This window comes from Hungatella hathewayi WAL-18680, from assembly GCF_000235505.1.
Taxonomy (GTDB): domain Bacteria; phylum Bacillota; class Clostridia; order Lachnospirales; family Lachnospiraceae; genus Hungatella_A; species Hungatella_A hathewayi_A.
In genome coordinates this window covers 786977-809447 of sequence record NZ_JH379027.1, presented here as the reverse complement: position 1 = coordinate 809447, position 22471 = coordinate 786977, and the positions used below count along the sequence as shown (strand labels likewise).

At 33.2% G+C, this 22471-nt stretch carries 21 protein-coding genes and 1 pseudogene; 20 read left to right on the top strand and 2 right to left on the bottom strand.

Going from position 1 to position 22471, the window contains the following annotated elements; translation table 11 throughout:
• The first annotated feature begins 4 nt into the window (after nucleotides 1-4).
• From murJ to HMPREF9473_RS03675, 5 genes are read left to right on the top strand one after another with little or no spacing between them, the layout of a single operon-like run.
• Entirely contained in the window at nucleotides 5-1507 is a 1503-nt protein-coding gene (murJ, locus tag HMPREF9473_RS03695; RefSeq protein WP_006778719.1) for a murein biosynthesis integral membrane protein MurJ, read from the top strand.
• 19 nt (nucleotides 1508-1526) lie between these two features.
• Complete coding sequence (locus tag HMPREF9473_RS03690; protein ID WP_006778718.1) at nucleotides 1527-2588, top strand: acyltransferase family protein; 1062 nt, start codon at nucleotides 1527-1529, stop codon at nucleotides 2586-2588.
• Between the two features lie 34 nt (nucleotides 2589-2622).
• Nucleotides 2623-3780, top strand: coding sequence for a glycosyltransferase family 4 protein (locus HMPREF9473_RS03685; RefSeq protein ID WP_006778717.1), 1158 nt, complete (start codon nucleotides 2623-2625; stop codon nucleotides 3778-3780).
• A 26-nt stretch (nucleotides 3781-3806) separates the two neighbouring features.
• Nucleotides 3807-4835, top strand: coding sequence for a kinase (locus tag HMPREF9473_RS03680; RefSeq protein WP_006778716.1), 1029 nt, complete (start codon nucleotides 3807-3809; stop codon nucleotides 4833-4835).
• Nucleotides 4823-5788, top strand: a complete 966-nt coding sequence (locus HMPREF9473_RS03675) for a GDP-mannose 4,6-dehydratase (RefSeq protein WP_006778715.1) — start codon at nucleotides 4823-4825, stop codon at nucleotides 5786-5788. Before HMPREF9473_RS03680 ends, HMPREF9473_RS03675 begins: the two co-directional genes overlap by 13 nt.
• 138 nt (nucleotides 5789-5926) lie before the next feature.
• Here the strand turns inward: HMPREF9473_RS03675 and HMPREF9473_RS27900 are convergent, their stop codons facing one another.
• Nucleotides 5927-6127, bottom strand: coding sequence for a hypothetical protein (locus HMPREF9473_RS27900; RefSeq protein ID WP_207636779.1), 201 nt, complete (start codon nucleotides 6125-6127; stop codon nucleotides 5927-5929).
• A gap of 54 nt (nucleotides 6128-6181) precedes the next feature.
• Here HMPREF9473_RS27900 and tnpB point away from each other — a divergent pair, with 54 nt between their 5' ends.
• The 3 genes and pseudogenes from tnpB to tnpC form a co-directional block, all read left to right on the top strand.
• Nucleotides 6182-6571, top strand: a complete 390-nt coding sequence (tnpB, locus tag HMPREF9473_RS28690) for an IS66 family insertion sequence element accessory protein TnpB (protein WP_006778714.1) — start codon at nucleotides 6182-6184, stop codon at nucleotides 6569-6571.
• Between the two features lie 317 nt (nucleotides 6572-6888).
• Nucleotides 6889-7206, top strand: coding sequence for a transposase (locus HMPREF9473_RS28040; protein WP_347509096.1), 318 nt, complete (start codon nucleotides 6889-6891; stop codon nucleotides 7204-7206).
• Nucleotides 7207-7364: 158 nt separating this feature from the next.
• A pseudogene (gene tnpC, locus HMPREF9473_RS28035) lies at nucleotides 7365-8249 on the top strand (IS66 family transposase); the annotation flags it as partial.
• A 244-nt stretch (nucleotides 8250-8493) separates the two neighbouring features.
• On the opposite strand, the gene HMPREF9473_RS03660 reads toward tnpC, so the two are convergent.
• Complete coding sequence (locus tag HMPREF9473_RS03660; protein WP_006778711.1) at nucleotides 8494-10005, bottom strand: ATP-binding protein; 1512 nt, start codon at nucleotides 10003-10005, stop codon at nucleotides 8494-8496.
• 290 nt (nucleotides 10006-10295) lie between these two features.
• Here HMPREF9473_RS03660 and HMPREF9473_RS03655 point away from each other — a divergent pair, with 290 nt between their 5' ends.
• From HMPREF9473_RS03655 to HMPREF9473_RS03600, 12 genes are all read left to right on the top strand, one after another.
• Nucleotides 10296-11672: a sugar transferase gene (locus tag HMPREF9473_RS03655; RefSeq protein WP_006778710.1), complete on the top strand. Its 1377-nt coding sequence runs from the start codon at nucleotides 10296-10298 to the stop codon at nucleotides 11670-11672.
• A gap of 55 nt (nucleotides 11673-11727) precedes the next feature.
• Nucleotides 11728-12489 (top strand): glycosyltransferase family 2 protein, encoded by a 762-nt coding sequence (locus tag HMPREF9473_RS03650; RefSeq protein WP_006778709.1) that lies wholly within the window; start codon nucleotides 11728-11730, stop codon nucleotides 12487-12489.
• 88 nt (nucleotides 12490-12577) lie between these two features.
• Nucleotides 12578-13198 carry a glycosyltransferase family 2 protein gene (locus tag HMPREF9473_RS03645; protein ID WP_006778708.1) on the top strand — a complete coding sequence of 207 codons (621 nt, stop codon included), beginning with the start codon at nucleotides 12578-12580 and terminating at the stop codon, nucleotides 13196-13198.
• 79 nt (nucleotides 13199-13277) lie between these two features.
• Complete coding sequence (locus HMPREF9473_RS03640) at nucleotides 13278-13574, top strand: hypothetical protein (protein ID WP_034857903.1); 297 nt, start codon at nucleotides 13278-13280, stop codon at nucleotides 13572-13574.
• A gap of 79 nt (nucleotides 13575-13653) precedes the next feature.
• Complete coding sequence (locus HMPREF9473_RS03635) at nucleotides 13654-14892, top strand: O-antigen ligase family protein (RefSeq protein ID WP_006778707.1); 1239 nt, start codon at nucleotides 13654-13656, stop codon at nucleotides 14890-14892.
• Between the two features lie 10 nt (nucleotides 14893-14902).
• Entirely contained in the window at nucleotides 14903-15487 is a 585-nt protein-coding gene (locus HMPREF9473_RS03630) for an acyltransferase (protein WP_006778706.1), read from the top strand.
• Nucleotides 15477-16490, top strand: a complete 1014-nt coding sequence (locus HMPREF9473_RS03625; protein ID WP_006778705.1) for a hypothetical protein — start codon at nucleotides 15477-15479, stop codon at nucleotides 16488-16490. Before HMPREF9473_RS03630 ends, HMPREF9473_RS03625 begins: the two co-directional genes overlap by 11 nt.
• The gene (locus tag HMPREF9473_RS03620) at nucleotides 16466-17959 is read left to right on the top strand and encodes a lipopolysaccharide biosynthesis protein (RefSeq protein WP_080568774.1); all 1494 of its coding nucleotides are present in this window, start codon (nucleotides 16466-16468) and stop codon (nucleotides 17957-17959) included. Before HMPREF9473_RS03625 ends, HMPREF9473_RS03620 begins: the two co-directional genes overlap by 25 nt.
• The gene (locus tag HMPREF9473_RS03615; RefSeq protein ID WP_006778703.1) at nucleotides 17952-19373 is read left to right on the top strand and encodes a capsular polysaccharide export protein, LipB/KpsS family; all 1422 of its coding nucleotides are present in this window, start codon (nucleotides 17952-17954) and stop codon (nucleotides 19371-19373) included. The genes HMPREF9473_RS03620 and HMPREF9473_RS03615 overlap by 8 nt, the downstream gene beginning before the upstream one ends.
• Before the next feature lie 47 nt (nucleotides 19374-19420).
• Nucleotides 19421-20563, top strand: a complete 1143-nt coding sequence (locus tag HMPREF9473_RS03610; protein WP_006778702.1) for an acyltransferase — start codon at nucleotides 19421-19423, stop codon at nucleotides 20561-20563.
• A 42-nt stretch (nucleotides 20564-20605) separates the two neighbouring features.
• On the top strand, nucleotides 20606-21439 hold the full coding sequence (locus tag HMPREF9473_RS03605) for an NAD-dependent epimerase/dehydratase family protein (protein ID WP_006778701.1): 834 nt from the start codon (nucleotides 20606-20608) through the stop codon (nucleotides 21437-21439).
• Nucleotides 21440-21464: 25 nt separating this feature from the next.
• A complete protein-coding gene (locus HMPREF9473_RS03600; RefSeq protein WP_006778700.1) occupies nucleotides 21465-22451 on the top strand; it encodes an NAD-dependent 4,6-dehydratase LegB in 987 nt (328 codons plus the stop codon).
• Nucleotides 22452-22471: the final 20 nt, after the last annotated feature.

The following is a 22471-nucleotide window of genomic DNA, read 5'->3' as shown; positions in this document are numbered from 1 at the left end:
TAATGTGGATAAAAATTCAAAATTTATAAGTATTACCTTCATATCAATTAGTTCTATTTCACTTATTAGTAAAGCTGTGGGATTCGTTAGAGAAATTGTTTTATCGCATTTTTTTGGAACTGAAGCTATTGCAGATGCGTATATTATGTCTGGTAATATTGTAGGTGTGTTATTTGGATGGGTTTCAACCATCTATGTATGTTATACTCCTGTATTTGCACGTATAGTAAAGTCTTTTGGGAAAAATAAAGGAATTGATTTTACAAGAACTTTAATAACTGTTTTTGAAATAATTGCAATTATATGTATATGTTTTGTGCAAGTTTTTTCCAAATCGATTGTAAGTATCATTGCTCCCGGATTTTCTGGTGAATTGTTAGAACTGGCAAGTAGTTTTTTGAAATCAAGTAGTTGGATCTTATTAGCCCAACCATTTATTTATCCATTTAAGGCTTATCTTGAATACGAACAGAAGTTTGTTCCTGCAAGCTTTTCTGATATGTCAGTGTCAATACTGCAGGTAATCATCATTAGCATCAGTGGATTAGTAAGTTATAAATTTCTTCCTTATGCTATGTCTATACCCTATATAATTCAGGGGATTATTTTACTATGTTGTGCACGCTTAAATGGACTAAAATATTACCCCCAATTAAAATGCATGAATGAAATGAAGTCATTGTTTAGGGTGTTAGTTCCTTATTTCTTAAGTAGTTTGCTTATAGAAATCAATAGTTTTGTAGACAGATATTTTGCTTCCTCAATGAATCAGGGGAGTGTTTCTATGCTTAACTATGCAAGTATTTTAAATTCATTTTTGTTAAATATATTCATTATGGCCGTATCAGTTATGATATATCCTAGCCTTACAAAAGCCTTTGTAAATAAAAATTTCGAAAAATTTAACCAAACACTAAAATATGGTTTGAGTTTTATTATTATTATATTTATTCCAATTTTAATGGGAGCTTTATCGTTGTCAAACGAAATTGTATTTTGTGTTTATGGACATGGTGCTTTCGATGCAAATTCTGTCAAGGGGACATCTACTATTTTTTCAATACTAGCCATTGCATTACCAGCTTTGGCTATTAGAGAATTGCTGTTCAAATCCTTATATGCAGGAGCAAATACAAGAATTCCATTCGTAAGTGGAATTGCAGCTACAATAATCAATGTTTTTTTAAACCTTCTATTGGCGCCTCAATTAGGCGTGATTGGTTTAGCCTTGGCAACAACATTATCTGTAATTATAACAGTTCCCATATTAGCAATTGTTATGATAAAAAAATCATATTGTTTTCCAATAGGATGTCTGTTAATGTTGATACTAAAATCTTTGTTATCCAGTGCGCTTATGCTTTTTGCAATCTTTATATATAAGCATTTTGTGAGTTTTGATTATAGTTCGTTATTTTCCTCATGGCTAAGACTTATAGGCTGCATAGGAGTTTCTGTTATTGTATACTTTGGAACGTTAATGCTATTAAGAATTAAAGGTAAATAGGACAAGGAGTATTGTTTGCATGGAAAAAGTAGACAAACCACTAAATGAGATAATACAAATATATAGAATTATTGCTACAATAATAGTATGTTATCTTCATTTTCAAATTGCATTCTGTATGAAACCTATTAGAGGTGGCCAGGGGTATATCATGGTTGATTTCTTTGCAATCTTATCTGGATTTTTAATAGCAAAGCATTATCATTCCGCACCAAAAAAACATTATCTTCTAAAACGTTTTTTGAATTTGTATTTTATTTATATTATTCCCATCATCATTCTAGCCGTTTTTAATTGTGTTATAGGTAATCGTAGTATTAAAAGAAGCATTATCTATTTTATGAGCCACATTCTGGAATTTTGTATGGGGGATTGGATTATACCAAACAATCCAAATTCAATTGTTCCAGTACTTTGGTATATTCCCGCTTTGTTTTTTTCTACATTTATAATTTGGAATATATTATCTTTATATCATGAGGCATTTGAAAGAATATTTTCTGTCATTATTGCTTTAATCATTTATAACTATTTTTATGTCGCAAAAGGTCATGTGGATGCCTGGCCTTTAAATAGTGAATTTTATTTAAACGATGGTCTATTAAGAGTCATAGCTGGAACATTTTTAGGCGTGTTCTGCCACTTCATAGTTGAAAGACTTTTATTACTTTCATGTAACATGACACAGAAAAAGCTGATTGGGTTATGTTCATGTTTGTCTCAATTTATATTGTTTATCTTAATTATTACTGACAAATGGGGACTAATTATGGGTGATTTTTCAGGAGGAAACGACTTTGTATATATCTTTTTACTTGCCGTAAATATTAGTATTGCGTTTTGGAGTGAGTTATATATAGGAAAAAATAAATTAATAGACTTTTTATCTAAAATTTGTTATCCTGCTTACACTTTACATTTTGTAATATGTACAATTATGAATTATTTTAGTGATGGATCCTTAAAAATATTTTCATTAGGTATTATATTTATTACCATCTTATTAATAAGTTCATTTTTTCTTGAAAAAGCAGCTGTTAACTTAACGAAAAATAGCATGCGGATATTAAATAATTTATAAGCAATTTTTAAAGGATTTTGAAAAGAGGTATTTTATGATAATTAAAGATAGCGGTTCTAAAATCCCTAAAAAGAAAGTATTATTGGTAAACTATACAGGAAAAAACGGAGGGGGAGCTTTAGATTCATATGAATTGTCGAAAGCATTACTAGAATCTGGTGAATCAGTAGTCGCGGTCATTTCCTCCGAATGTACTAACCTATCATATTGGAAATTATTACCGTTTGAAAAATTAATTTTGATAAAGACATATAGTTCTAAAAAAGAATTCTTCTTTAGAACTATATGTTTTTTTGCTTGTGGCAGATGGAAGTTATTTTTTGCCTTAAAAAATTATGAACTGGAATTTATTGTATGTCCAATGGTCGCCTTATGGACACATATGATTAATCAAGTGTTCCATAATGTCCCTGTTTGTGTCATCAATCACGACCCCAAACCCCATAGTGGCGACAAAAACATAACCTTTTTAAATCTCTTTGGTATGCAAAAAATTTATTATTCTGCAAAAGCTATCTTTGTTCACAGCCAAGCCTTTATTCATTATGTAGAAAAAAAATATCATAAAAGGGAAAACGTGTTTTATATTCCGTTGGGACGCCACTCCTTTTATAAATATATTAAAAATAAAAAAGTCTCTATTCATTATGATGCAGAGAAAATTAACTTTCTTTTTTTCGGACGCATTGAAGACTATAAGGGATTAGATATTTTGGCTGAGGCGTACAAACAAGTCACATCCTTGTGCGATAATGTCTCTCTCACCATTGCAGGTTCTGGAAATTTTAAAAAATATAAAACAGCCTACTCAAATCTTCCTAATATAACCATTTTTAACCGATGGATTGAGGACTGTGAAGTCGAAAGTTTTTTTAATGGCCCAAATATTGTTTTAATTGTTCCATACATTGATGCAACACAATCCGGTGCCCTTTTAATTGCGTTGGATTACTCTATTCCAGTAATTGCGAGTAATACAGGTGGTTTAAGAGAACAAATAACAGAAGGGAAAACAGGCATTTTAGTTACACCAGGAAAAGCTGAAGAACTGTCACAAGCCATGATAAAATTTGCTAAAAATAATGAATTATTTGACATATTAACTATCGGTGCAAATGAAAAACTTCAAGAACTCGAATGGGATACAATAGCAAAAGAATTATGTAGGAAAACCCGAACAGTGATTTATTAATTATTTTTAAAGAAAGTGAGATTATTATGATTATTACACAAACACCTTTCAGAATGTCATTTTTTGGAGGAGGAACTGACTTTCCTGAATTTTATAAAAAATATGGTGGGGCAGTCATTTCTACAACATTTGATAAATATTGCTATGTTAATGTTCGGCATTTACCACGTTTTTTTGAGTTTTCCACTGAACTTACATATTCCCAAATAGAAAGAGTTAAGCATCTCGATGCCATACAGCATCCAGCCATAAGGGAAACTATGCGTTTTTTGAACATGAAGGAAATTCGTTTAATTTATGAAGCAGACTTGCCTGCACGCTCTGGACTCGGAACTAGCAGCTCTTTTGTTGTAGGAATGCTAAACGCATTTTATGCTTTAAAAGGAAAGTATGTAGATAAAGATACACTTGCAAAAGAAGCAATCTATGTAGAAAGAACACTTTGCAATGAAGTCGGTGGTATACAGGACCAAATTGCAGCAGCTTATGGCGGTTTTAATAGAATAGAATTTAATGAAATTGGCTTTTCCGTAAGACCTATTATTATTTCACCTGAACGGAAATTACTTTTAAATGAAAATTTAATGCTATTTTTTACTGGGTTTTCAAGATTCTCATCTGATATACAAATAGAAACTAAAAAATCTTTAGAAACAAAAAAAACTGAATTAATAGAAATGCTAGGACTTGTTAACGAGGCCGAGAAAATATTGACTAATAAATATTCAGATATAAATGAATTTGGACGTTTATTAGATTACACCTGGAAACTAAAGAGAGGAATTTCTAATCAAATTTCTTTGGCATCAATTGATGAACTATACAAGATTGCAATAAATGCAGGCGCTCTTGGTGGAAAGTTACTTGGTGCTGGTGGTGGTGGATTTTTACTTTTCTATGTTGAGAAGGATAAACAAAATTGTGTAAGACAAGCACTTCAAAATTTATTATATGTACCATTTGAATTTGAAAATTCGGGAACAAAAGTCATATATTATACCCCAGAAGAATTAAAGACAAATCAAAATCAGGAGGTGATTAAATGTCTGTCTTAGTAACTGGCGCAGGTGGTATGGTGGGCTCCCATATGGTAGAATATTTTTATCAAAAAGGTGATTTGGTAATAGGGACCTATTATAACCCCACGATAAACATAAAAGAACTTGATGCTAAAATTCCAATGATAGAATGCGACGTACGCTATCCACAAAGTATAGAAAGTATTATTGAACGTTTTTTGCCAACAGAGATTTATCATCTCGCAGCTCAAAGTTATCCCACCGTGTCATGGGAACGGCCTTATGAAACATTAGAAACAAATATTGGAGGTACAGTTGCTTTATTTGAAGCAATAAAACGAATCAGAAAGCGACGTTCTGAATATGATCCAATCATTGTAGTTGCCTGTTCAAGCGCTGAATACGGACAAACTTTAGAAGAACTCAATAATCCTTATGTACAAGAAACATCTGAACTAAAACCATTGCATCCTTATGGCGTTAGTAAAGTAGGACAAGACTTATTAGCCTATCAATATTATATGAACGATAATATAAAAACAATACGGGCAAGAATTTTTAACACTACCGGTACACGTAAAGTTAACGATGTTACATCCGACTTTACCAAGCGTGCAATTTTATGGGAAAAGTCGGGTACTACATTTCCCATTTTGAAAGTAGGAAATATTGAATCCAAACGTGCGATTATGGATTGCAGCGATTTAATTAATGCACTTCAACTTTTGGCTCATAAGGGGAACCATGGTGATGTATACAATATATCTTCGGAAAAAGTTTATCAAATAAAAGATATTATACAAATAATTGAAAAATATCTAAATATAAAATTCAAATTGGAAATTGATCCTAAACTTTTAAGACCAACTGATGAAAAAATTATTGTGGGCGATGTAACAAAATTGAAACGAGACACCGCATGGTGTCAAAAAGTATCGCTTGATACATCAATTGGACAGATGTTAGACTATTGGAGAAAAATATTATAGAAACATTAATTTCAAAAGGGATATTATGGATTTACAAAGTTTGGTTGCTGTCCTAGCGTTTTTTGTTCCTGGATTTTATCAGTAACATTGCTCAAACAAATGGATGTAAAAATATCTCCTTTTAGCATCTGGCTGCTGTTAGATTCCTGAATCCATTTCCAATGTAGAACCAGAACCATTGCCAGCGCAGGATGTGGTTCGTTTAACTTTCAATCCAAAGGCAGAAAAGCCGGAATCCATGTTTCCAGTCCAGCCAGCGTTAGAGGATCCATCCAGAATCTCAGAAATATCTGCAAGGATAGAAATATCGCTTGGCGATGTGACAATCCGTATTGCCAATGGTGTGGATCCGGCCATACTGGATCGTGTTCTCGGCCTTGTGGGAGGCATGGTATGCTAGGCGATATCTCCGTGGTGGACAACGTCTATATCGTGTGTGGCACAACCAATATGCGTAGATCCATCGATGGTCTCTGCTACATTATCCGGGACAAGCTTTCCATGAATCCGGACCAGTCATCCCTGTTCCTCTTCTGTTGGAAACGATGTGACTGGATCAAAATCCTGCTCCATGAACCAGCTGGATATGTTCTCCTTTATAAAAGGCTGAGCGTTACACAGGGCCGGTACCGCTGGCCACAGAAAAGTTCCGAGATCCAGGCAATTACCTGGCGTCAGCTGGACTGGATATTGAGCAGCCCAAAGCAATCCAAACCAGTTAAAAAAATCCATCGTGAAATTGCCGAAATTTTCCGGCGGCATTTCAGCTGGATGTGTGGATAAACGCTTTGCTTTTTCACCAAGGTGGGATAACGTCTGCGTGATAACTGTTTCATCGTATCTCATGGTATTTTGAGGTGTCTGTGACAGTAAATATCCTGGTTTATCCAGTTTTTACCTGATATCCGAATCGTTTATCCACCGTCATTATGACGAAATCGCCGCCAGGACTGATTTCTTCGTTTTCTGGTAAAATACCAGTAATAAAACGAAGGAGCTGACACTCATAGCATCCGGTGCAAAGGATATCCAGTTCAGGGAGCTGAAGGATACAATCTCACAATTAATATGACGATCCGTACCCAGAATGACCTGAACATATCTTTGCAGAAGATTTCGAAGAGCGCAATGCAAGGGACGATGAAAAAGACCGGATCATTTCAAACCTGCAGGCACAGCTTGAATACTTCAAGCAGAAGTTATTTGGCAGTTCCAGTGAACGGCGCAGTGGTCTGCCCGGCCAGCTGAGCTTTTTCTCAGGATCCGGTTCCGAGGAAAAAGCATTGCCGGAGCTCATTGAGCCGGAGTTCATCGAAGTAAAGACCAGCAAGCGGGAACGTAAGCCCAAAGCGGACTATGATGAGATGTCCGCAAATCTTCCAATCCACTATAAAGAAGTAAATACGTTGTCCGAATAAGAGAAGCAGTGCCCGGAGTGTGGAGCCGGCATGATCCCGATCGTCCATGAAGAGATACGGACAGAACTCATTATACCAGGGCAAAGCTGGAGCGTATCGTGTACATTGCCACCACCTATGGGTGACCAGCCTGTAAAGACACGGAGGATCCGCAGTTCATCAAAAACGAAGGGAGCCCGGCACTTATCCCAGGCGGATATGCTTCTGCATCCCTGGTGTCACATATCATGTATGAAAAATATGCAGATAAACTTCCTCTGTATCGGCAGGAGAAGGGATTTGAACTTCTTGGAGTCAGTATCAGCAGAACGACCATGGCGAATTGGATCATCACTTGCGCCCAGAACTATCTGAAGCCCGTATATGATTACTTTCATTGGGAACTGTTAAAAAGACACTTCCTGATGGCTGACGAAACACCAATCCAGGTCCTGAAAGAACCTGGCCGGCGGCCACAGAGCAAGTCTTATATCTGGCCGATGCGTTCCGGAGAGGACCGGCTCCCTCCCATCATCTTATATCATTATACAGAAACCAGAGCCGGGGGAAATGCAGTGGACTTTCTGGATGGGATCGATGAAGGTTCCTATGTTATGGTGGATGGTTACAGTGGTTATAACCAGCTGAAGAAGATACGCCGCTGCTGCTGTTAAGCACACATACAGAGATACCTGATGGAAGTCATCCCGAAGGGCCATGAGAAAGACTACAGCCATCCGGCAGTACAGGGTGTCCTTTACTGCCGCAAACTGTTTGAATACGAACGAAGCTATAAGGAAAAAGGACTGTCCTATGCACAGGTATACAAACGCCGCCAGAAGGATGCAAAGCCGGTTGGGGAAGGCTTCGTGCGCTGGCTCGATGACCAGCATCCAGAAACAGGGAACCGCATGGATCGGGCAGTAACATATATCCGAAATCGAAAAGACACTTTGTTGACTTACCTCGTAGACGGACGCTGCTGACTGAGTAACACCCCATCGGAGAATTCCCTCCGCCCGGTGACATTGGGCCGTAAGAACTGGCTGTTTAGTGACAGCCAGGATGGTGCAAACGCGAGTATGGTAGTTTATACCATGGTAGAGATGGCAAAAGCCCACGGGCTTCACCCATACAACTATCTGAAATACCTGCTCGACAGCCCATCTGGAACGGACACCACCGATGCAGAACTCAAAGATCTTGCGCCGTGAGAAGGCGAGGATAGAATGTAACAAAAAATCAGAGTAAAATGCACGCCCCCAACAATTTTTTCACTTAGATATTTTCTACATTCATCATAATTTATTACATTTCACTTTTATAAGCAAACCTATATTTCCCTTTTCCGCGTCCCTTTACTCCCCTAACAACCTCCATATCACGAAGTTTTTTCATAATATCCTTAGATGTTGTAGTAGCACAATTCAATATTACTTTAATTTCTGGAGCTCCAAAAATTTGATTTGTTTCTATCTCTTCATATACTCTAAAAATATTTTTTTCTGTTGGTTCACTAAAATTACATTTAGACATCGCATATCTTAAGGTTTCAATAGCCAGTTTTTCTATTATAAAATCCGTCTTTTCATCTCCAATAGCCGTCTTTTTGTCCCCAATAGCCATATTTTCTATTTCAATAGCCGTTTTTGACAAATTAGAATTATAAATAACTGCTTGTAATAAAAATGCATTTGTATGATAATCAGGTGCTTTCAATCCGATGCTCTCAAGTTCTCTACACATACGATCAACACCTTCACCATATTCTTTTACAAATTCGTACACTTTTAAAAATTCGGCTATTTTAGGATTTCTTGAAAAATGAGTATGGCGCATATTATCTTTTCTAACAAGTCCTGGCAGTTTTCCAGGACTCTCTACTATAATACGATTGTCAAACATCTTTATTTGGATATCAGTCCCACTTATACTATAAGCACGATGCGTCACTGCATTAACAATTAACTCCTGACGAACAAATTTAGGATACTCCTCTTCTGTAACGAATCTTCCGTCCTGACCTAGGTAAGTTTTCTCTTTAATCTGTGTATCTAAATAAGCAATCGAATCAGTCAACATTGTTAAAATATTTCCCTCAAAAATAACATCTTTTATTACATTCATCTCTGTTCCAAATTTTTCTTCAATACCTTCATATCGAATAAAGCGTATTCTTGCGCGCGGAAAAAAATTCTGAGGATTCTTTCCAAATAAAAGTATTGCTGCCGTACTAATTTGTGTGATTCCATTTTTTTCTTTCACAAATCCCTTATTTTGTTTAAGATATTCTAATGGAGTTTTGGTGTATCCAATCTTATCAATATAACTTTTAACAAAAACCATATCAATATCATCCAATCCTGCATCAGGAACTGGCTTATCCTCAAAATAGCGTTCTCCCTTGTCATAGGTAAGTTGTAACCTTTCATCAAAAGGAAGAAGTTTCGACTTATCTCCAACTCTCAGGTAGACTTCATCTGCCTGGTTTGCATGAACCTCCGGACTAGGCTCAACATGCATCAGCAAAACATGATTTTCTCTTCCTCGAAAATCAATACATGGAATCTTCTCGAGTTCTACTTTTACTGTTGGATTACAAAAATCAAAAGGAACACGTAAAAGTTCATTTAATTTACTTATTTCAAAATCTATACCCTCTATTCTTTTAGCCTTATCTGAGATACCAATGGCTATTATTCCTCCATCCGCATTTGCAAACGCAACAATTGGTATTGCCAAAGCCTTAGGTTCTATACCTATACTTTTACGTTCAAATATTTGCATTTCTTCAAAAGCTAAAACCTCCTCGATTGTCACGTTTGTCTCCCCCCTAACAATAATTTACATATTCTGTTAAATTCTGACTCTCCATTACAGGAGTAATCCTATATTTATGTTCTACATTATACAAAAATACAAAGTGAAAGTAAAGTATAAGAAATTTCATACGAAAAAGCACATAAAGCAATACTATTCTTGCAAATTCTTATAGCCCTTCACACTCTACCACGTTGTTTCATTTTGAAAACGATACTATTCTATTAATAAACTAGTAATGAAGATTATACGAAGCATTTTTTGCCCAAAAATTGGGGGTTTTTCAAGTTATGAAAAGTTATGAACAATATAAACGAATAGTTCGATTTCTATCCGGGGCGGTTCTACTTTTGATTGAAATGGGCCTCTATTGGTTCACTTGGGTCCATTATTACAACAATCTGATGGAAGTTCCATATAATCGAACAGGGCATTGGCTGATAGTCGCTGTGTATGGATTATTGCTTTTGGTTTTTGGCAGACTATACGGTGGGTTGAAAATTGGATATCTGAAAACGGCTAATATGATTTATTCGCAAATATTGGCAACAGTGTGTGCCAATGTCATGATTTATCTGCAGATTACATTACTTACGAAGGTATTCCAGAGTATTCTTCCACTCATTTATATGACATTGGGAGATGTTTTGATCATTTCACTTTGGAGCTGGTTGTTTAACCGGATATATCGGAAAATATATCCCCCCAGAAAGGTTTTGTTAATTTATGGAGAACATCCTGTAGCCAGTTTGATGGGAAAATTACATACACGGACAGACCGGTTTATTGTTGGCGAGTTGGCACATATTTCTCTAGGCTTCAGTGCACTTCAAGATAAAATATGTAATTATGAGGGTGTTCTCATCTGCGATGTACCATCTACCTTGCGAAATCAATTATTGAAGTTTTGTTATAAAAATTCTATTCGGGTTTATGCAACACCTAAAATATCAGATATCATAATCAGAAGTGCAGAATCGTTTCATATGTTTGACACTCCGCTAATGTTATGTCGAAATAGCGGTTTAGCATTTGAACAACGTGTTGTAAAGAGAAGTATGGATATATTACTTTCCTTTACTGCGTTAGTAGTATTATTACCTGTTTTTTTAATTACTGCTATTGCTATTAAACTGTATGACCATGGTCCCGTCCTTTATTATCAGGATCGTTGTACTAAAGATGGAAGAATATTTTCCATTTGTAAATTTAGAAGTATGGTTGAAAATGCTGAAATAAATGGTCAATCTGTGCCAGCAACTGAAGGCGATGCGCGTATCACACCCGTCGGAAAAATAATACGTAAGACACGAATTGATGAATTGCCACAATTAATAAATATTTTAAAAGGAGAGATGAGTATTGTTGGCCCCAGGCCAGAGCGGGTGGAACATGTAGATATGTATTCAAAAGAAATACCTGAATTTGTATACCGTATGAAAGTAAAAGGTGGATTGACCGGATATGCACAGGTATACGGGAAATATAATACAACAGCATATGATAAGTTGAAGTTAGATTTGATGTATATAGAAAACTATACTATATGGTTGGATATAGAAATTATTTTTAAGACGATAAAGATTCTTTTTATGAAAGAAAGTACAGAAGGATTTTCGATAGAAGATTCTAAAAGTTTGCAAGAAGCCGCCTGCTCTAAAAAATAGTACAAACCTCAACACATAAAAGAGATTAAGATTAAAACTATTAAGGAATACTAAAATGAACAAAAGTTTATCAATAAGCATTGTAACATACAATAATGCAGAAGAAGTATTAACCCTTTTACAGTCAATAGTCAATTTATCGGAGATTGACATTTACATAATTGATAATCATTCAACAGATGGTACTGTTGATTCTATAAAAAAAAGATATCCACATCTTTATGTTTTACTTAATGAAGATAATCTGGGGTTTGGAGCTGCGCACAATAAAATTATTAATGAACTTACATCTCAATATCATATATTTGTAAATCCAGATATAGTTGTATCAGAAAAAACAATATTTGAGGTCATACAGTTTATGAATAAATACAGCGATATTGCTGCAATGTCTCCTAAAGTTATGAACTTCGATAATACAGAGCAATACTTACCAAAGAAATGTCCGACTATCCGGTACATGTTGGGGGGGAGGCTTGAACATATAAGTCCTATTTTTTCAGCATGGAGAGATAAATATACAATGAAAGACCAAAATATAACAACTGTTAAAGATGTTGATTTCTGTACGGGATGCTTTTTGGTAACTAGAACCAATTATATAAAAAAAATAGGTGGTTTTGATGAACGCTTTTTCTTATATTTTGAGGATGCTGATTTAACTAGACGTTTAAAGGAATTTGGTAGAACTGTATATAACCCACATATTCAAGTATTGCATGAATGGAAACGTGAAAGCTCAAAATCATATAAAATGTTTATAATTTCATTAAAGTCAATGATTAAATATTTTAATAAGTGGGGGTGGGAGTTTTAGAAATTTGCAATATACATGTTCTATAAAAATATAGAAGAATTTAGACGAAATACATCAAAATATTATAAATAGATATGGAAGGCATAATATGGACTATAATAGTTTCACTCCAATAATTAGTGTAATTGTACCAGTATATAATGTAGAGTCTTATTTAAAAAGATGTATTAATTCTATTTTATGTCAAACATACCGTGATTTTGAAATAATTTTAGTTGACGATGGCTCTAATGATAAAAGTGGAAAGATATGTGATGAATATGTAAAAGAAGATAATAGAGTAAGGGTTATACATAAAAAGAACGGAGGCCTTAGTACTGCGAGAAATGCTGGTATCGATGCAGCAAAAGGTACATACCTGTTTTTTGTAGACAGTGACGATTGGATAACACAAGATGCACTATATTATTTAATTACAATAATGGAGAAAACTAAAGCAGATATTGTTTCTGCCTCCTATCAACTAACATATGATGAATCTATAAAAATCAAAAAACATTATACAGAGGCAATCATGTCTCGTAATCAAGCTATTAAAAATTATTTAACGCTGGGGATGAAACGCAGGGTTGCTGATTACTCTGCTTGTGCAAAATTATATAAAAAAAACCTTTTTCATTCAGTTCGTTTCCCCATCGGGCAATTATATGAAGATGGTGCTACCAATCTAGAAATCATTTTATTAGTTAATCGCTATAGTAAAAAGTAATAAGATTATTTATTTTTATTATCAGGGAAGGACAAGTATTGTTCATTCTCCTCTTACTCAGAAGACTTATAATGATCTTATGGTGGTTGGTAAAAGATATGTTGAACTTGTCAAAAACGAACCTGAAGATGTCAGAGTATTGGCAGAGCAGAAATTAGCGAGGACTTATTTATCATCCATGTTAAGAATTGTAATGTATGGAATTGATAAGACTGAAGATGACTGGGAGAAAACGGTTACTTTCATTGAACAAGGACTTAGAGATAATTATTTCTTTTTAATGAAGTCACCAATGCCTTTAAATAGAAAAATACCCATGACACTATTGGCTATAAACTATAAGTTACCTATGTTTTTAATGTCAAAATTCAAATAATATATTTTACTTTTAGCACTGTTGCCGTGTCTGTGAAAGAAAGGGAAAAGATATATCATTAAAATATAATTATATAACTATGAATAATAAAAGAACAAAAATAGGAGTATTTACCTGTGCTCACCTAATTATTAATATTATTATCATTTTATGCTTTATTACAACCAGTTCTCTCTTAGGCTATCAAATTGGTGCAACTTATCTAGAGATAGTCATTATATTTATTGGAGGTTTGGTTACCATCACCCAATTAGGAAACAAAAGAATTTTAAATTCATATTTGAAATGTATTATACCTATAATACTATTTACAGTAATCGAGTTTATCTATTATCCAATAAATGGATTGCTATGGATAAGAATGGTACTACTATTATGTGTTTCAATTGGTATTTGTATATATGCTGATAGTCGACATGTTAATATATTTAAGCAATTTTATTATATTGTTCTCATATATACTGTATTAAATCTAGTAGTGTATTCGGCGGTTGCGTTATTCCATCTTAATTTGCCTTATCAAGTTTTTCAAAATGATTGGTTACATGCACATAACAATTATTTTTATCTTTTATATGATCATGCTGGATTATCAGGGCAAATATTTGGTCCATTCATGGTTTCAAGAAATGAGGGCATATTTACTGAGCCAGGTGTATTTGCTGTTTTGTTAGACCTAGAACTTTTGATTTATTATTTTACTGATTTCAAAAAACAAAAATGGCATCTTATTATAATTTTAGTGGCATTGCTATCAACAATTTCAACTACTGGTTTAGGATTAGCGATTTTAATTATTGGATTTGAAGCATTGGTCAATAATAAAATTAGAGATAGATTTTCTAAGGTGACAATATTTTTAATTGGATTTACAACAGCTTTTGTTGTTATTGTTTGGCTATTAGATCAAAAATTGACACATGCTACTGCATCGTTTGATTGGCGATTCTATGATTGGATTAGTGGTATAGAACTTTTTATTAAAAAACCTCTTTTAGGCTGGGGGTATCGTAACCATTTTATATTTGAACAACTAATGCTTAATCGATATGGATTAGCTAGAGGAAATACAAATTCCATTAGTTCTGTTCTATATCAATTAGGTATTATGGGTTCTATGATATATATTGTTCCAATATTATGTGTTAATAAAATGTTGAAAAAACAAAATCGAATACAGAAACGCAGATTTTTTTTCACTGTTATCTGTATTGTATTAATTGTTATGAGTGAACCAATTATAGATTCTGCATTGTTGATATTGATTTTAGGTTATGTATATTCTAAGCAGATATTGATAAACCAAGCACACTTATAAGGAGAATTTTATGTTTTATTTCAGCAGCCATGTTAAGGCGTTAAAATATCGTCTTATTGCCATAACCTGGTATAAATATTTTATGGGAAATATAGGCAAACACACGATTATCGCTTCTCCTGTTAAGATTAAAAATCCTAAGACTATTAATATAGGTAATAACGTATATATTGATTCCCATGCATGGCTATATGGAGAAAAAACGGGAATAAGCAAATTAAATATTGATTCAGGGACGCAGATTGGACGATTCTTTCATTGTGTAGCATATAAAAATGTTGAGATTCAAAAAAATGTGCTAATTGCAGAACGAGTATTTATATCGGATTGCAATCATGGATATTATGATATTTTATCGCCAATATTAAGCCAGCAAATCTATCATATTTCAAATGTCGTAATTGGATCTGATACATGGATTGGCGAAGGCGTATCAATAATTGGAGCAAGCATAGGAAAACATTGTGTGATAGGTGCTAATGCAGTAGTTACTTCAGACATTGAAGATTATTGTGTAGCGGTAGGTAATCCTGCTCGTATAATTAAAAAATACAATAAAAAGACAGATGCTTGGGAGAAGATAAATGATTCATAGAAACTTATTAAGTGGTAAAAATATTCTGCTAATTGCACCAGATTATTTTGGGTATGAAAAGGATATTATAGCTGAGTTGAAATCTTTTGGAGCTAATGTATTTTATATACAGGAGAATATTGATTATACAAAATTCCAATTCAAATTGCTAAATCGATCGCCACAAAGACTCAGAAATAAAATTTGTAATAATCATTTTTTAAATGAATTTAAGAAACTAGAAAGTATTGATTTGGATATCATATTTTGTATCAGAATTGACTTATTTAATGAATATATACTAGATTACCTTAAGAGTAAATTTAAAAATTCTACGTATATTCTGTATTTTTGGGATTCCTGTAAAAATATGCGTAATGCTGAAGTGATAAGTACATATTTTGATAAAATATACACATTTGATAAAAAGGATGCTGAAGACCATGCTGCTGTTGGGTGGAAATTTAGACCGTTATTTTTTACTAAAGAGTATAATTTTATTACTCAAGAAAACACAAATAACACTACAGACTTGTTATATATTGCCTCTCTCAGCCAAGAGAGAGCCCAATACTACATTCAGCTAGAAAAGTATTGTAAAAAAAATGGACTGTCATTAGATGTCTATTTTTTTTGTAAAAACTCAGTTTTTTATTGGAATAGGATTTTTATGAAGGAATTCCAAAAGGTTCCAAGATATTATATTCACAATAAGGGATTGACAAAAGAAGAACTAATAAAAAAGCTAAAAAGGACTAAAGCAGTATTTGATTGCAGTCATAGCTCACAAACAGGTTTAACAATGAGAACCATAGAATGTTTAGGCTCATCAAAAAAAATGATAACTACAAATAAGCAGATATTAGAATATGATTTTTACAAAAATTGTAATATTTTGCTGATAGATGGATATGATTTTTCGGAAATAGAAAAATTTATACGAGGGGATGGTTTTCAACAGTTGGATGAAAAAATAATAAACAAATATTCTATTAACGGATGGTTAGAAGAAATTTTACTTTGAAAATAGTAAAGGAAAATAAATTGATTAAAAAATCATTAAACATTTTATCAAAAAAGCTCGAAAAAATAGATTTTATATTAGTAACAGCCAGCACTGTAATTTGTTCCCTCTTTTCTTTTGCATATTCAGTATACGCTAAAAAATATGTACTACCATTAGAATATGGAATTTATACAACGTGTTTATTATTACAAACTTATTTGAATTATGCACAATTAGGTGTAATGAATTCATATAATCGTGACTATCCTCAATTTTTAGGAGCAGAAAAAAGTGAAGAAGCGCGGAAATTAAAGAATACTGCTTTTTGTTTTGTTATATTAATTTATTTAATCTTAATGATTATAGTTGATAGTGCTATTCTCCTTCTGTATAGCAATGCTCTGTTGGAAAAACATTATTTTTGGGGATATTTATTATGCCCTATAACCGTTTTGCTTGAGACAATTGCATCGTTCTGTATATATACAGAACGGATGGAAGGACGTTACAATATGACAGCTGCTGTAAGCCTAATAAAAACAGTAGCGGCTATTATATTAGGATTATTTGCAATAAAAAAATGGTTCTACTATGGTCTATATATTATGCCAATCACAGGCTCCTTATTGTCAATAGCATTTTATTTTAAAACGAGCCTAAAAACAATTAGATTTAAAATTGACATAACAACACTAAAATATTCAATACATACGGGATTGCCATTATTAATAAATTCTTTAGTATGGACAATTATGTCATCCGTTGATAAATTTATAATTTTATTTTTTATGACAACAGAAGATTTGGGGGTTTATAGTGTTCCGTTAATGGGGTTTAGTACAATGGTTATAGTACCTCAAACTATTTCCCAGATTTTTTATTATAAAATTTCAAGGATTTATGGTGAGACAAATAGTACGCACAAATTAATAGACCAATGTAATCAGTATACACTACTAACCAGCGCTTGCACGGGAATTACTGCCATTGTAGCGTATTACCTACTTCCAATATTAGTAGATATTTTTATGCCAAATTATCATGCGGGAATCAAACCGGCACAAATATTAATTGTAGGTGTTGCAATTTATAGTGCGACGTTACTTTACAGTAACATTTTTAGCGTACTGAAACTGAACCTGGATTTGCTAGTCAATACGGTAGTATTGTGTATATTTAATATCGTTACTTCTACACTTTTTGTAATGATAAATGGAAGACAAGTTGAAAATGTGGCGGTTGGAACGGCCATGTCTTATTTCTTGTACTCTTTACTACTTTTGCTTAGGATTCATAAACGCTTTAATTATAACCTCAGAAAACTCATTATGTCAGGTTGGTTTCCTGTAGCAGTCTCAATTGTTCCGTGTTTGCTATTTGAAAAACTATTTCATTCTAATTATGTAGCTATGATAGTTTCGATTTTTACTGCGGGAATAGTTTACATTACTGTATTTATTCAAATATGGAGGAAGAAAAATGTATAATGTTTGTTTTATGGCCAGACCCTCCTATGACAAATTTTCAGCAAATATTTATGCGTCCATAAAAGACCGGTATGATAATAATATTAAGGGCTATTTTATCACGATGAATGATAAAGAATCAAGTTATATTCACAACGAACTAGGTAATGATAATATTATAATATGTGAAGTCTCTAAATACTTTAAAGAAAATTGGGAGAAGTTCACATTTAATTGGTTCTGTGAATTTGAAAAAAAATATGACTGTAGTCCATTATGGTCCTATGTATATACTGATCGTTTTTTAATCAATAGAGACTATGAATATGTGGTTAAAATAACCGTTGGATACTTTATGTTTTTTGAAGACCTCTTTACAAAAAATGAGATAAACTTTTTCTATGATGAAACAATTGCTACTTTACAATCCTATATTGGATATTTAGTTGGCAAAAAATTAAAAGTAAAATATTTATGTCAGATGACGGCACGAGGTGGTCTAGACGCTTCCTATCATTACTTTATTGACGAGCCATTTCAAATGGATATGCTTTTTGATAATAAATATCAAACTAACCAATATTCCGTTGAGGAGGTAAATAAAGCAGAAGATTATCTTACTGAATTTGAAAAAACAGATATCAAACCTGTTAATATGGCTTTTACAGGACAAAGACCTCATATGAGCTTGAGATACTTCTTGTGCCCTGTCAAATATCTTAATAGAAGAATAAGTAAATATTCAAATGACAAATATAATTATATGTATTATCAGGATTACAAAATGGCAATGGATCCTATAAAATTTTATTTTCGATATTTAAAAAGTCAAAAATTTTATCAAAAAGCTGATTATAGCAGAAAATATGTTTATTTTCCGCTTCATTATCAACCAGAGGCATCAACTATTGTTTGCGCACCCAAATATGAAAAGCAATTGTACTTCATAGATTCGTGGGCAAAAAGTTTGCCTGCGGATACGGTTTTATATGTAAAGGAGCACTATGCTTTATTAGGAAATCGTGATATTTCTTTTTATAAAGAATTAGAAAAATATCCCAATGTAATTTTAATTAACCCTTGGGAAAGTTCTAGAAGTCTAATAGAAAATGCAATAGCTGTTACTACACTTACTGGTACTGCAGGGTGGGAAGCAATGATGCTTAGAAAACCAGTTTTTCTTGGTGGAGAAATATATTTTTCAAATGCACCTGGGGTTATTAAAATAAAGGATATTTATTATAATTATTTGCCTCTGATAAACGGTTGGAAACAGCCTCAGAGAAGTGAAATTATAAAATACTTATGCGAGTATTTTCGTACTCTTAGGAAAGGCAATGTTTATTCAGCAGATCCTGCTTCCTTAAGCAAAGAAAATATAAACCTAGTTGCAGACTCTCTAGTACAACAAATGAATATTATTTTAAATGCTTAATTCTAGACTGAAGTTAATTCAATGGCAACGAGAAAGGATAGTTTGCTATGAGGCAAGATAAAATCATATTAGAAAAGTACACGAATAATCGTAATATTGGTATTGACATATTAAAAATTATTCTGGCATTCTTCGTAATTATAATACATATCAATGCTGGGGGAACTGGGAAAGTAGCACTATATGCAAGTGGATTTTTTGTTAAAAGTATTGTCTGGGGCCTTCAATATTTTAGCTTTGGAGCAGTCAACTGTTATGTAATAATTACAGGGATGTTTTCATATACAAAACATGCAGATATTCATCAGATAATAAAAAAATTATCGAAACTGTGGTTGGCTTTATTATTTTTTTCTTTAGGAGGTTATTTTACAGTTAGTATTGCATTTGAAAGAACAATTTTGTTATCAGATATCATAAAACGCATATTTCCAGTCATACGAGGAGAGTGGTGGTTTATGACATGTTATTTTGCAATATTACTATTTTCACCTTTTTTGAATCAATTGGTCGATAATTTAGATAAACAAAATTTTCGTATGTTAATTTTTGTATTGACCATTACGTTTTCATTTATTCCATTTTTAGCACAATGGACAGATGCCCTTGGTATTAATTACGGTTATAGCTTTGCATGGTTTATACAGTTGTACATAACAGGGTGCTATATGAGTAAACATTCAGAGGATTTTAAGGGGAAGGCCCTTTGCTATTTAACCAAATATACCATCATAAGTATACTACTCTTATTATCAATGGGACTTGTAAAAATTCCATTGATAAAAAACTTTAATTTCTTTGCATACAATTCTGTGTTAGCTTACATGGCTGCAATTTATTTAGTATTAGGTTTTTCTAAGATATGCTTAAATCTTGATTCAAAAATCAGTAGTGTAATTAACATAGTTGCAGGATTATCCATGTCTTCTTATCTTCTACATTGTCAAACAGATGTGGAAAGTGTTTTATGGGAAACACTAAATTTAACACAATATGCAAATTCATTAAAAATAATTATCGTTTATGCAATAGTCATTGGAGGAATCTACTTTTCTGCATTGATAATAGAATATCTTAGAAATAAACTAGTCAAAATATGTGATTTTGACAATAAATTCTCCATATTTGTAAAGACATGTTTCATGTCTATTTTTAGATTTACACAAAAGTTAATTGGTAAAATTATTTGATGATTTTTAGTATGTTAATTATAGATTAGGAGACAAAAGTAAATGAAAATATTAGTAACTGGAGCTAATGGATATCTGGGGATTGGAATTGTTAAAAATCTGTTAGATGATGGACACACCGTTATTGCAACCGATTTGAATACAAATATGAGTGATAATAGGGCAACGCTCATAGATTGTAATTTGTTTGATATTGAGGATCCTTATCATTTTTTTAATCAACCAGATGTAATTTTACATTTAGCTTGGCAAGATGGCTTTATACATAATTCAGATAGACACATTGAGAATATTCCGTTACATTATAAATTTTTAAAAAATATATTTAATAGTAACATAAAGAGAGTTGCAATAATGGGTTCTATGCATGAAGTGGGATTTTATGAGGGAAGTATTGATGAAAATTCGCCGTGTAACCCCATGAGTTTATATGGTATTGCTAAAAATACGGTACGCTTACAGGCACAATATCTATCCCAAATTTATAATAAAAAAATCCAGTGGCTACGGGGATATTATATAGTAGGAAACACCTCATATGGATGTTCTGTTTTTTCAAAAATCGTGCAGGCAACTAATGAAGGGAAAAAAACTTTTCCATTTACCAGAGGAATGAATCAATTCGACTTTTTGGATTATGATGAATTTTGCCGTCAGGTTACATTTACAATTGAGCAAGACGAAATAAATGGAATTATCAATATCTGCTCTGGTCATCCCGAAAAATTAGCTGATCGTGTAGAGCGTTTTATCAAAGACAATGGATTCGATATAAAACTCCAATACGGTGTTTTTCCAGATCGGCCATATGATTCTAAAGCGGTATGGGGCAATAATTATAAAATTAGTGAGATTTTGCAAAAGATTAAAAATTAAATTAAGCAAAAAAGAGAGGTAGATTATGAGCGATAAAAAAGTCTTAGTTACAGGTTCTGATGGGTTTATTGGTAGCCATTTAACAGAAGAACTTGTTAAATCAGGATATGACGTAAAGGCGTTTGTCTACTATAACTCCTTCAATAGCTGGGGATGGCTTGACACGTTACCAGTGGAAACCATGCGCCATGTAGAAGTTTTCCAAGGGGATGTTCGGGATCCTCACGGTGTAAAGGAAGCAATGAAGGGATGTAACGCAGTATTTCATTTAGCAGCTTTAATTGCAATTCCATTTAGTTATCATTCCCCGGATGCATATGTTGATACGAACATTAAAGGGACGTTGAATATCCTACAAGCAGCACGAGAATTGGAGTTAGAGCGTATATTAGTTACTTCCACTTCTGAAGTATATGGGACAGCACAATATGTTCCAATTGATGAAAAGCATCCGTATCAGGGGCAATCACCCTACTCCGCGACTAAAATAGGGGCGGACAGGCTGGCAGAGTCATTTTATCGTTCGTTCAATTTACCTGTTACAATTGTACGTCCATTTAATACATATGGGCCGAGACAATCCGCCAGGGCAGTTATTCCAACTATCATTATGCAGCTTTTAAGTGGAAAAAAAGAGATTATGCTGGGTTCTTTGACACCAACCAGGGATTTCAATTATGTAAAAGATACGGTAAATGGTTTTATAGAAATTTATAAGAGCAACAAAACGATTGGTGAAGAAATTAATATTGCAACTCAAAGTGAAATTTCTATCGGTGCTCTTGCAGAAGAATTGATTTATCAAATTAAGCCCGATGCAAAAATTATTTGTGATGAACAGAGACTTCGTCCAGAGAAAAGCGAAGTGAATCGACTGCTGGGATGCAATAAAAAGATTCTAAACTTGACTGATTGGAAACCGCAGTATACATTCCGTCAAGGTTTGGCAGAAACGATAGAATTTTTGGAACATAACCTCGATCGGTATAAAATTGATGTATACAATATGTAAAGTATAATCTGCTTATGCAG